Origin of the sequence: Zhongshania borealis (genome assembly GCF_039539625.1) — a bacterium.
GTDB lineage: Bacteria > Pseudomonadota > Gammaproteobacteria > Pseudomonadales > Spongiibacteraceae > Spongiibacter > Spongiibacter borealis.
In genome coordinates this window covers 103,184-114,721 of sequence record NZ_BAABDM010000006.1, presented here as the reverse complement: position 1 = coordinate 114,721, position 11,538 = coordinate 103,184, and the positions used below count along the sequence as shown (strand labels likewise).

General features: G+C 49.8%; 9 protein-coding genes. 5 read left to right on the top strand and 4 right to left on the bottom strand.

The window, feature by feature from the left end:
• Window positions 1-6: 6 nt before the first annotated feature.
• The 3 genes from rpoH (at window position 7) to trmB (ending at window position 2,121) form a co-directional block, all read left to right on the top strand.
• Complete coding sequence (gene rpoH / locus ABD836_RS14835; RefSeq protein WP_344937431.1) at window positions 7-855, top strand: RNA polymerase sigma factor RpoH; 849 nt, start codon at window positions 7-9, stop codon at window positions 853-855.
• Between the two features lie 196 nt (window positions 856-1,051).
• A complete protein-coding gene (locus tag ABD836_RS14830; protein WP_344937428.1) occupies window positions 1,052-1,426 on the top strand; it encodes a DUF423 domain-containing protein in 375 nt (124 codons plus the stop codon).
• Entirely contained in the window at window positions 1,426-2,121 is a 696-nt protein-coding gene (gene trmB / locus ABD836_RS14825) for a tRNA (guanosine(46)-N7)-methyltransferase TrmB (RefSeq protein WP_344937425.1), read from the top strand. The genes ABD836_RS14830 and trmB overlap by 1 nt, the downstream gene beginning before the upstream one ends.
• A gap of 24 nt (window positions 2,122-2,145) precedes the next feature.
• Here trmB and ABD836_RS14820 read toward each other — a convergent pair whose 3' ends face one another.
• From ABD836_RS14820 to ABD836_RS14805, 4 genes are all read right to left on the bottom strand, one after another.
• Complete coding sequence (locus ABD836_RS14820) at window positions 2,146-3,150, bottom strand: 1-acyl-sn-glycerol-3-phosphate acyltransferase (protein WP_344937423.1); 1,005 nt, start codon at window positions 3,148-3,150, stop codon at window positions 2,146-2,148.
• A gap of 141 nt (window positions 3,151-3,291) precedes the next feature.
• Window positions 3,292-4,173 carry an alpha/beta hydrolase gene (locus ABD836_RS14815; protein WP_344937421.1) on the bottom strand — a complete coding sequence of 294 codons (882 nt, stop codon included), beginning with the start codon at window positions 4,171-4,173 and terminating at the stop codon, window positions 3,292-3,294.
• Between the two features lie 433 nt (window positions 4,174-4,606).
• Entirely contained in the window at window positions 4,607-5,515 is a 909-nt protein-coding gene (locus ABD836_RS14810; protein WP_344937419.1) for a response regulator, read from the bottom strand.
• A complete protein-coding gene (locus ABD836_RS14805) occupies window positions 5,512-8,883 on the bottom strand; it encodes a hybrid sensor histidine kinase/response regulator (RefSeq protein ID WP_344937417.1) in 3,372 nt (1,123 codons plus the stop codon). Before ABD836_RS14805 ends, ABD836_RS14810 begins: the two co-directional genes overlap by 4 nt.
• Before the next feature lie 323 nt (window positions 8,884-9,206).
• Between ABD836_RS14805 and urtA the strand changes: the two genes are divergently transcribed.
• Together urtA and urtB are read left to right on the top strand one after the other, a co-directional pair.
• Window positions 9,207-10,454 (top strand): urea ABC transporter substrate-binding protein, encoded by a 1,248-nt coding sequence (urtA, locus tag ABD836_RS14800; protein WP_344937414.1) that lies wholly within the window; start codon window positions 9,207-9,209, stop codon window positions 10,452-10,454.
• Between the two features lie 132 nt (window positions 10,455-10,586).
• On the top strand, window positions 10,587-11,510 hold the full coding sequence (urtB, locus tag ABD836_RS14795) for an urea ABC transporter permease subunit UrtB (RefSeq protein ID WP_344937412.1): 924 nt from the start codon (window positions 10,587-10,589) through the stop codon (window positions 11,508-11,510).
• Window positions 11,511-11,538: the final 28 nt, after the last annotated feature.

Below are 11,538 nucleotides of genomic sequence, written 5' to 3'. Positions count from 1 at the left end.
AGTGCAATGAGTACCCATCTGCAGCCGATACAGCAGCTTGTACCGGGTGGCGACCTCTCTGCATATATTCAGTCGGTTGGCCGCATTCCGGTGCTTAGCGCAGAGCGCGAGCGTGAATTAGCCGAAGAACTCTTCTATCACGAAAGCGTTGAGGCTGCCCGCCAGTTGGTTATGTCCCACCTGCGTTTTGTGGTTCATATTGCTAAAAGTTATAACGGCTACGGCCTACCTCAGGCTGATCTAATTCAAGAAGGCAATGTAGGTTTAATGAAGGCAGTTAAACGTTTTGACCCTGAAAAGGGCGTGCGTTTGGTGTCTTTTGCTGTGCATTGGATTAAAGCCGAGATTCACGAATACGTATTGCGCAATTGGCGCATAGTGAAAATTGCGACTACTAAGGCTCAGCGCAAATTATTTTTTAATCTGCGCCGCGCTAAAAAAGAACTGTCTTGGTTGAATAATGACGAAGTCAATGCGGTTGCAGCTGACTTGGGTGTGGATGTGGCGGAAGTGCGTCGCATGGAAGGTCGTTTAAGCTCGGTAGATGTTGGGTTTGATGCTGACGTCGACGACGAGCGCGGTCCGGTTGCTCCCGTGCATTATTTGGAAGACCGTAGCGCAGATCCCGCCGTATTATTAGAGTCCGATAATCAGGAAGAAAGCAATCACCAACACCTGAGCTTGGCGCTGGGCGATCTCGACGAGCGCAGCCGCGACATACTGCAAAGCCGCTGGTTGACTGACAATAAGGCGACCTTACACGACTTGGCCGCGCGGTACAGTGTATCAGCCGAGCGAATACGTCAGCTCGAGCAAGCCGCCATGAAAAAACTGCGCGCGGCAATGGAAGCCTAAGTCCTTTCATTTTCACATTGATACAGCCAAAAGCCCCGCACTGCGGGGCTTTTTTGTATTTCAGTGGTGATGCCTAAGCAATTGTGGAGTTTTAAGCGTATTTATCCGCTGTTTCTGTCATGTGCGCGGTGGGGCACTTTTGAAACTGCGCGGACATCCGTACAATAGCGCCTTTATATGCAGGCAGGGCGGCACAATGGCTTCGTTAACGCTTTTCACGGCGGCAATACTCGGATTTCTCGCAGTAGCAATAGGTGCGTTTGGCGCTCATGGCTTGAAAGCCAGTCTGTCGGCAGAAATGATGGCGGTCTATCAAACCGCGGTGCAATACCATTTTTATCATTGCCTAGCGCTATTGGCCGTGGGGTTGTTAATGCACAGTGGCGTGCAGCACCTTTCGCTACGTATCTCCGCAGTTTTGTTTTTTCTTGGGGTGCTCGTATTCAGCGGTAGCCTTTATGCGCTGGCGATTACTGAAATTAAAATTCTTGGAGCCATCACCCCCATTGGTGGTCTGATGTTCTTAATAGCGTGGGCCTGCTTGGCCTATTCAGCGTGGAAAGCAATGTAATGACTGAGCAAGCGGCTCCGATGCGCCGTCGGATTAAAAGTTTTGTACTGCGCACTGGGCGAATGACGGATGGTCAAAAACGCGCTTACGATATTAATTTCACTAGTTTAGGTTTAAAGCGTGCAAACGGCCCGGTGAATTTCGCCGAGGTGTTTGATCGTCAAGCACCCACAGTGCTAGAAATTGGCTTTGGTATGGGCGACTCTCTTGCTGAAATGGCAATTCAAGCGCCAGAACTGAATTTTATCGGCATTGAAGTGCATACTCCCGGCGTTGGTCGCCTCATGTACTTGGCAGAGCAGGCGGGCCTCAAAAATTTGCGTGCCTACTGCGACGACGCTGTCGAAGTCCTTGCTCACTGTATTCCGGATAACAGTTTGAACCGTATTCAAGTCTATTTTCCCGATCCGTGGCACAAAGCCCGCCACCAAAAACGGCGCCTGATTCAGGCGGAGTTCGTACAGGTTTTGCGCAGTAAGTTGGCCGTCGGCGGAGTGCTCCATCTTGCTACTGACTGGGAAAACTACGCAGAGCACATGATGGAAGTGATGAGCGCCGCCGAAGGTTATCAAAACGATGCTGGCCCTGAACAGTATTCACCAAAGCCTGATTTTCGGCCTAATACCAAGTTTGAAAAACGTGGCGAGCGCTTGGGCCACGGCGTGTGGGATTTGCTGTTTTCTAAAATAAGCTAGGCAAATTAGCGAGTTATTGCTTAGTTACTTGCTCATCATCTCGCATACGGCCTGCTGCATTACATCCCATTGGTCTGATAATAGGGTTCTGCGGCCGGCCTCGTCGCAGGGGATGTCGGCACGCTTAATTCGCCAAAACCTTAGACGCACTGTTGTATCCAGCCAGCTTCCATTCACAAGGCTAGCGAAACTGGCTGAACCCTCAAAACCGGTATGAGCCAAAAATAGTAAGTCCTTATTGGGCGCGCCTTGTAATAAAGCCAATGCACCTGCAGGGCGAATCGGTAATAGCTCGGTCCAGCTTTCAGCGCGGTTTAGTGCGTCTTGATCGCCATTTTGTTTAAGTGCTTTTAAAACTCGGTCGCGCTTCGCTTTTGAGAAACGCGTGCCTTCCATGTAAATGACTAATGTGTCGTCGTCACTGGCCTGTGCGGCAAGTTTTTCTAATCCGGCGAGCTCTGGTCCCATGTCTTGGGCCACCCGATTAAGGAAAACATTTGGTAGGCGGTTGCCAACGATATCTAAACAGGGGTCGAGTAATAATTCCCGTTTCAATACGTAGTTCACTTTAAGTTGCTTGGCTTTGGCATAGAACGACAAAGGCAGCAGGGTGTCGCCAATACTCGTGTGACGCGGTAATACGATGGCACCAGGGCCATCGAGTGCCTCCTTTCCTTCGATGACAAAGCGCAGTCGAAATAATTTATTAGCGCCGCGCTGCAAGGTATCTGCCCACCAAAATTGCAGCGCACTATTGGCATCTAGATAAGCCTGTCGTGGCGTCTGGGCTACGTTGTGGTGTAGCCAAAGCCAGCAACTGGCAAAAATCCCGGCAATTTCACAAAGTAAAAAAAGGCAAATAAAGCATAGACAGCGCACACTCGAGCGGAGCTTAGCCGACAGCAATCCTAATACCGCAAAAATTGTTATCCAGAGTGGCGCTAAGGCCAAAAGGAGTGCGGCGGTAAAAAATATCAGGGGAATAGATATCAGACGCCGGGCCAAGGTGTGGTGAGTAAGCCATATCATATTGTTAATCTTTTCCCGTTATATCTAATTATAGTCGCAAGCTCTTGGGGATATAGGGTGTAGAAAACCGATATTTTGCTACATGTAATGGATTTCAAAATAGGCATGTTGATGTAATTTGTACGCGTGAGCGACTGCGATCTATTTTTTAAACTGGGCATCGAGAAACGCGAGTTGGTCGCCAATAATTACGGAAAACATCGGCTCGATATAAGGTTGAAAATGCCCCGTCTCATATTTTTTTAGCGTGATGTTCGCGAGTTTATCACTAACCTTAATCGCGGGTTTTGCCGGTGTGGTTACATCGTTTGTGGCAACTTGCATAAGGATCGGCATCTGTAATTTCTTCAGTGTTGCAATGGGTGAATAGAGACCTATGCTCAATGCAAATCGCGCGGCCACTCGGCCATCGAATTTTTGACCTGCCGGAACTAGTGCCAAATAGGCTTTTGATTCCCCGGGTGCATTCATAATAGCCAGTTGATCAGGCTCAGCGCTGGCTTGTATATAATGAGGCGCCAGGCCTAGGGCGCCGCGTGCCGCGTCATAGGCACCATGTAGCGATAATCGCATAATTTTAGAGAGGCTATTCAAGCCGAGGGACGCTGGGCCGCTGAGATGAGGAACTTGGGATATTACGGCTTTCACATCGCCTACAAGCGATGCGATTTTTAGCACGTGACCGCCGCTTAAGGATGTCCCCCAGAGCGCAAGCTGACTCGCGTCTACCGAGGCTAAGCTTCGGGCATAGGCGATAGCGGCAAGCCAGTCATCGAGCTGCTTATTAATGTCCAGACTTTGTCTAGGTTGACCTTCGCTATCGCCAAAATGGCGGTAATCGAAGAGCAGGCAGGCATAGCCGGCGGCAGCGAAACGTTCGGCGTAAGCATCTAGTCGTAATCCCATCGTGCCGGCCAGGCCATGAGCCATAACGATGATGGGAAACGGGCCTTCGGATTCAGGTGTAAAAAGCCATGCAGCGCATTTACTGCCGTTGGACTGGAAACTAACTGTTTCTTTCACGGTTTACCTACGTAGTAGAAAAAGTGGCTAGGCCGACTATTGTGCTTGCGTTGTTGTTGGTACAAATTAGACGACGATCAAGGTATTACCATAGTTCAAAAAGGCATGCTTGGAAAGCATGTGCAAGAAAGGGATAGCTGTTCCGCAGAAACCGGTCGCCGCAATGGTGGAATGATAATGTGTCGCAATATCCTCCGTTTTTTAATAAAGAAAGAGGGTTCTCGCCACTGACTAAAATAAATAATATAAAATGGAATTTGTGTGATGAGAAACCCATTCATGTTTGTGGTCGAACTGATACGCCAAGTGTTATGGGTTCGAGTGTGGGTGCTTAATTTGGGCTGCGTACTTTTTTGGGGGAAGTACGTTGGCGCATACTAATTTCAATGTCAGAAGAAACAGTGAGACGTTGGTCGCAGTGAGTGCTTTAGAATTAGCTGGGTAAGTGTTTTAGCGCGATAACGGCGGCGGCAGTGCGATTTTCGACATTAAGTTTACGAAAAATTTGTTCAAGGTGTTTATTAGCAGTACGCGGACTCATGTCTAGTATGGTGCCAATTTCGCGATTCGTTTTGCCATGGGCTATCCATAATAGAACCTCGGATTCACGTTCTGTTATCGGTAGCGCTGCGCGTAAGCGTTCAAGATCTGACGGTCGCTCCATGTCAATAAGTTGCAGTAAATATTCGTCGTTTCCTGTTTGACTGATATAACGAATTTCCAAGGGCTTGTCCGCGGCCTTCACGAGTACGCCTTTTTCTTTATTGAAATGCGGTGCTAGCAATTGTCGGAGTTGGCTAGGCAAATTCTCATCGAGCCAAGTACTGTTTAATCCAGCGTCCTCCAGTAAGTGGTAGGCCTGTGGCGTCGCCCAAAGCAAGTTGCCGTCGGCAGTGGCGGAAAATAAAAAGGTACCGGTATTATCGAGGGCAACCCGGGCGCTAAGTGTTAGTCGCGCATTATTCAAATGTGCGCGCATTCGCGCAATAAGCTCGTCGCCTTTTACGGGCTTAGTAATATAATCGACGCCACCTGCGGCGAAGCCTTTTACAATACTTTCAGTGTCACTGAGTCCCGTCATGAATATGACCGGTATATGCGCCAAATCTCGATTCGTTTTGAGGCGCCGACAAGCCTCAAAACCGTCCATATTAGGCATTAATGCATCCATCAGAATGACATCAGGAGTTATGGTGGCGGCAATAGTTAAGGCTTGCGCTCCCTCTAGAGCGACGAGCACGGTAATACCCGCTTGATCCAATGTGTCATTGAGCATGCTGAGGGTGTCGGGTGAGTCGTCGACAATGAGTACGACGTCTTTTTTGGCACTAGCTTGCTTCATTTTGGTTTACCTTCCAGGGCGGTGATGAGTGCGGCGAATTGAAATCCTGCCGCCTGCTCTTGCAGGCTGGAAAGGCTTTTTGGATCGATGCTTGGGTCTTGGGCAAGCTTGTCTAGGCAGTGACGGATGCCCTTGGCATAACCAATTTTAGCAAGTTGAATTAACTCGCGGCGCGCCTCATTGCTTAAGGTTAGTGGAATTGTATCAGCCTTCGCTGTGTGTGCCACGACGCGATTTTCACTTTGTTCTTGGGATTCATAAATCCAATGAATACCGGCGTATTTTCTTAGATAGTCAAGTGCTTGGCTAACCCGAATGGGTTTAAACAAATACGCATCATGGGGCGGTACGCCGCTGCTTTCTGGTGTGACTTCGGTCGCGTTAGCCGAAATCATAATGATCGTGGCGTCGTGAATACGGGCACGTATCGCTTTGGCTAAGTCCCAGCCGCTCATGCCCGGCATGGCAATATCTAATAAGAATATTTGAGGTTCTGATTCGCAGTAACGCAGCATGTCTAGGCAGGTGCCGCCGTCTGGTGCAGAAATAACATTAAAACCGAGTGGACTTAACATGTCGCTGAGTAGGCTGCGGTGAGTGGGTTCGTCGTCTACCACAAAGACGGTTTGCTCATTGCCTTGGTAAGCGATAATTCTTTGGTCGCCGGGGCTGGTGCTGGCCAGTTTGTCGGTACTGCCCAGCATCAAATTCAGGGTCACCTCACTGCCTACGCCCACTTGGCTGTGGATGGCAATATTGCCTCCCATAATATCGGTGAGTAGCTGGGTGATTGTCAGACCTAGGCCGGTGCCAGCGATATGCGGTGCGCCGGGTTTGCGGACGCGCTCAAAGGGTCTGAATATACGCTCAATATCCTCTGCAGCAATACCAAAACCGGTGTCATTAATAATAAATTCAGCGACCTGATTGCGGTAACTCACGGTAAACGTCACCCTGCCTTCGGGCGTGTATTTTATGGCGTTGGAAATGATGTTGATCAGGATTTGCCGTAGGCGCTTCTCGTCTATCTTGACGGTTTCGGGGATTGGCGTAAGACGGTCAAAGCTGAAGCCAATGCCTTTCGCTTGGGCCTGAACCTGAAACATGCTAACGATTTGGTCGAGTAAGTTACCCAAATTGACATCGCTGGGCACGAGTTCTAAGCGGCCCGCCTCGATTCGCGATATATCTAGTAAACCCTCAATGAGATCCGCTAAGTGTTCACTGCTCCGTCTTATCACGCGTAAAGCGTCGAGCCGACTGGCGGGGATTGAAGTGTCTTTTTCCAGCAGTTGGGCGTAGCCGAGGATGGCGTTTAGAGGCGAGCGAAGCTCATGGCTGATGCCGGTTAAGTAGCGTGTTTTGGCCTGGTTGGCGGCCTCGGCGATTTCTTTGGCGCGTTGCAATTGCTGGTCAGTTTGTTTATGTGCGGCTATTTCAGCCATAAGCAAGGTGGTTTGGTGTTGGGATTCTTCCTGCGCAACTCGGCGGCTGTCGTGAACTAGGGCGAACATCCAAGCCAATATGCCGGATACGATCAGTAGAATGCAAAAAACATTAAATAAAGCGCCTGCCGCTAGGGCGCGTTCCATGCCTTCATCAATTGTAATTTGGACATAGACTAAGGCTAAAACGCTGGCGATGATTAAGCTGATTAAGGTGAACAAACCGATAAAGTGGCCAGTCCGGGTATTGAGCGAGCTTATCCAGCGTCTTGGCAGCAGAAAGCTAAGCGTGTTGGTAAGCTGTTCGGCCATACGCGAATTAGTCTTGCACATATCGTGGCAGCGGCTGTCGAGTGAACAACACAGTGAACATATTGGCCCTGCATAGGCCGGGCAGTGGCTCATGTCCTCGCCTTCAAAGTGGTGGTAGCAAATACAGCAGCGCAGCGAAATTTTACTACTCGCAATAACCGGCTCGCGGGCTAAGTAGTAACGGCCCTTGGTGTACCAACAAATCAAGGGGGCGCAAACAAAGGTGCTCCCCAGTGCAATAAACGAGGCTAGGGCCTGGGCCGTGACGCCGAATTGGCCAAGATGAGCGAGCAGGCCGACGGTTGAGGCGATAATCATTGAGCCAACCCCAACAGGGTTGATGTCGTAAAGATGGGCGCGTTTAAACTCAATGGCTTGGGGCCGTAAACCAAGGGGACGATTGATCACGAGATCGGCCACTAAAGAGCCTACCCAGGCGAGTGCGATAATGGCGTAGGCGGTGAGAATCTCTTCAAGAATGCGATAGATGCCCAGCTCCATCAACATCAGTGCAATGGCGACATTAAAGACAAGCCAAACCACACGGCCGGGGTGGTTGTGGGTGAGTCGGGAAAAGAAGTTAGACCAGGCAATAGAACCGGCATAGGCGTTGGTGACATTGATTTTTAGCTGCGACAAAATCACAAATACACTGCATAAAATAAGTGTTAGTTGAGGTGATGAACCCAAATAACTGAATGCGGTGAGGTACATATGGTTGGGGTCGGCGGCCTCGCTAAAAGGAGTGCCATGACTCAGTGCTAAAACTGCCAAAAAGGAACCCACTAATATTTTGACTGATCCGCTAATAATCCAGCCTGGGCCGGCAGCGATTAGGGCGAGCCACCAGCGTTTGTTCGGTCGGTCTTGGTGGGGTAAAAAGCGAAGAAAATCCACCTGTTCGCCAATTTGCGCGATGAGTGAAAATATCACCGCCGAGGCGGCGCCAAAGGCCAGAATATTAAGGTTTGGGTCGCTGTCTGGTGGTGTGAATGCCACCCAATTGCTAAAAGCCTCGTCGGACTGCCATGCGATACAGGCCAGTGGTGCGAGCTGTAAAATAATCCACAGTGGTTGAGTCCACACTTGAAAGCGGCTTATCCAGGTAATGCCGTGGGTTACCAGCGGTATTACCACTACTGCGCTGATTAAATAACCGTATTTAAGTGGGATGTCGAGGCTCAGCTCCAGGGCCAGCGCCATGATCGACGACTCAATCGCGAAGAAAATGAACGTAAATGAGGCGTAGATCAGCGAGGTGATCGTTGAACCAATATAGCCAAATCCGGCGCCGCGGGTGAGCAGGTCAATATCAATACCTTGGCGCGCGGCGTGGTAACAAATTGGTAAGCCGGTTAAAAAAATAATAATACCCACGGCCATTACCGCAGCGACGGTATTGTTAAAACCGTAGCTGAGGGTGATCGCGCCGCCAATCGCTTCTAAAGCAAGAAACGAAATAGCGCCCAGCGCGGTGTTAGAAACCCGGTTTAGTGACCACTTGCGCGCGCCTTTGGCGGTAAAGCGCAATGCGTAGTCTTCTAAGGTTTCATTGGCGACCCAGCGATTGTATTTCCGGCGTACCCGGAACACTTTTTGTTGCGCACTCATATGGCCAAATGACGCTCCGATAACAGCTCATTGGCTGAATGACATACTCATATTTGGCCATTATAGGCCTTAATTTCTCACGAATCTCACGAATCTCACGCTGTGGGCTGGTTCCGCTTTTCCTTGGTTTTGCCATCAGTTGTTGCATAGCGCGGCGGCTGTTTTGTGAAACACATTGAGCTTAAAAGTACCTTGCCCGCGCCGGAGGCGGTATACGTCATTTAACTTAGCCGGGGGGAGCATTCGCCTCATGGCGCGGTACCTCACTTCTGCGGAGACTGTCCACTGTCGAATCAAGCAACCAAAGGGTAGGAGAAGTAACGATGAGTGATAAATCTGATAATCAGCGTTCTTGGGGGCGCCGCAAGGTAGTTCGCGCTCTTGGCGCACTACCGCTGGGCGTTATTCTGGCATCGCAGTTGAGTTGGGCTGCACCCGCCACCAGCACAGGGCAGGCGGTTACCGATGACACCGTAACAGTGGGTATTTTGCACTCGCTAACGGGCACCATGGCAATCAGTGAAACCGGTGCGCAAGAGGCTGAAAAACTCGCCATTAAACAGATCAACGAATCTGGCGGTATTCTCGGTCGGCAAATCAAAATCATTCAGGAAGATGGAGCCAGTGATTGGCCAACCTTTGCTGAGAAAAGCCGTAAATTGTTAGTGAATGACAAAGTGGCAGCCGTATTTGGTTGCTGGACCTCAGCCTCGCGCAAAGCGGCGTTACCGGTATTTGAAAAAGAAAACGGCTTGCTTTACTACCCCACATTTTACGAGGGATTAGAGCAGTCTAAAAACGTTATCTACACCGGCCAAGAAGCGACGCAACAGATTCTAGATGGTCTGAACTGGGTAGCGAAAGAGAAGGGTGCAAAGACCTTCTACCTGATCGGCTCTGATTATATTTGGCCGCGTACTTCCATGAAAATTGCTCGTAAGCACATAGAAAACGTCTTGGGTGGCAAAGTTGTGGGTGAAGAATACAAACCCTTAGGCGATACCCAGTTTGGTTCGGTCATTAACAAGATCCGCCTTAAAAAGCCTGATGTGATTTACGCCGCGGTAGTTGGTGGCAGTAACGTAGCGTGGTTTAAGCAGCTTAAAGCGGCGGGTATTAACTCTAAAAAGCAGACGCTGCTGACTATCTCGGTAACGGAAGATGAAGTGTTGGGCATCGGTGGTGAAAACCTCGAAGGTTTCTACTCCATCATGAAGTACTTCCAGAGCCAGGATAACCCCAACAACGTGGCCTTCGTGAAAGCGTTTAAGGAAATGTGGGGCGACGACAGTGTGATCGGCGACGTTACTCAAGCTGCTTATCTAGGACCTTGGTTATGGAAAGCTGCTGTAGAAAAGGCCGGTACCTTTGACGTAGATGCAGTCGTTAAGGCGTCTGAAGAAGGTGATATCGAGTTGACTACCGCGCCAGAAGGCTATGTGAAACTGCACCCCAACCACCACCTTTGGAGTAAGGCGCGGGTAGGTATGTGGAAGAAAGATGGCCAGGCCGAGGTGGTGTATACCTCAGAGTTGATCGAGCCAGATCCATTCCCAGAAGGTTATCAATAGGCCTTCGGGTTTCCTTGAAGGATTCTAGTAATACCGGCGAGCAGCAATGCTCGCCAAGCGTATTAGCATAACCATGCAGTGGAAAACAGTAGTGAAAAGAATGTTGAAGTACTTTTTAGCGGAGGCTAAGTAATGGGCGGTTATAGCTACGACGAGTTAGGCGCGATATTCGCTATGCAGGGCTTCGCCGGCATCAGCTTGTTCAGCGTACTGTTGCTGATGGCCTTGGGACTCGCAATTATATTTGGGCAGATGGGGGTCATTAATATGGCTCACGGCGAATTTATGGCCGCCGGGGCATATACCACCTATCTTATCTCTACACTCACAGAAACGTATATTCCGGCATTTATGCCGTACTATTTTGTGTTCTCGATAGCGGCGGCCTTCCTTGTTGCAGGCACACTCGGGTACTTAGCCGAATTTATATTGATAAGGCACCTCTACAAGCGCCCGCTAGACACTTTGTTAGCGACTTGGGGTTTAAGCTTAATCATGCAGCAATCCTACCGCTCGATCTTTGGTGCGCGGGAAGTTAGTCCCACGCTACCTGAATGGTTAATGGGTGCTTATCCAGCGACAGACATGATCGACATCCCCATTAACGGCATGTTCGTGCTCGGTTTAACGATATTCACGACCTTGGCGGTATTTTACCTCATGTTTAAATCTAGCTGGGGTTTGCGCGTGCGTGCCACCACCCAAAATCGGGCAATGGCTGGCGCGGTGGGAATTAACACCAAGAAAGTAGACCGTTACACCTTTGCGCTGGGTTGCGGTATTGCGGGTATGGCCGGCGCGGCGTTTACGACAATTGCGTCTACAGGGCCAACCACCGGAACCTTGTATATCGTCGATACTTTTATGGTTGTGGTCTTTGGTGGCGCCGCCAGCTTGTTTGGCACTATTGCCTCGGCATTTTCAATCGCACAAGCCCAGTCCATTCTCGAATTCTTTATCAGCGGATCAATGGCCAAAGTCTTTACCTTGCTCACCTTGGTAATAATTTTGATGTTCAAACCAGAGGGACTGTTTGCCAGCAAGGTTCGTCGCTAAGGCGAGCCGCGGGCTTAAACTAGGTCTG

Bases quoted from the DNA above. Each gene is read 5' to 3' on its own strand.
- ABD836_RS14810 (WP_344937419.1), bottom strand. From the start codon at position 5,515: ATGAAGCAAGCTAGTGCCAAAAAAGACGTCGTACTCATTGTCGACGAC.
- urtB (WP_344937412.1), top strand. From the start codon at position 10,587: ATGGGCGGTTATAGCTACGACGAGTTAGGCGCGATATTCGCTATGCAG.
- ABD836_RS14820 (WP_344937423.1), bottom strand. From the start codon at position 3,150: ATGATATGGCTTACTCACCACACCTTGGCCCGGCGTCTGATATCTATT.
- ABD836_RS14830 (WP_344937428.1), top strand. From the start codon at position 1,052: ATGGCTTCGTTAACGCTTTTCACGGCGGCAATACTCGGATTTCTCGCA.
- rpoH (WP_344937431.1), top strand. From the start codon at position 7: ATGAGTACCCATCTGCAGCCGATACAGCAGCTTGTACCGGGTGGCGAC.
- ABD836_RS14805 (WP_344937417.1), bottom strand. From the start codon at position 8,883: ATGAGTGCGCAACAAAAAGTGTTCCGGGTACGCCGGAAATACAATCGC.
- urtA (WP_344937414.1), top strand. From the start codon at position 9,207: ATGAGTGATAAATCTGATAATCAGCGTTCTTGGGGGCGCCGCAAGGTA.
- trmB (WP_344937425.1), top strand. From the start codon at position 1,426: ATGACTGAGCAAGCGGCTCCGATGCGCCGTCGGATTAAAAGTTTTGTA.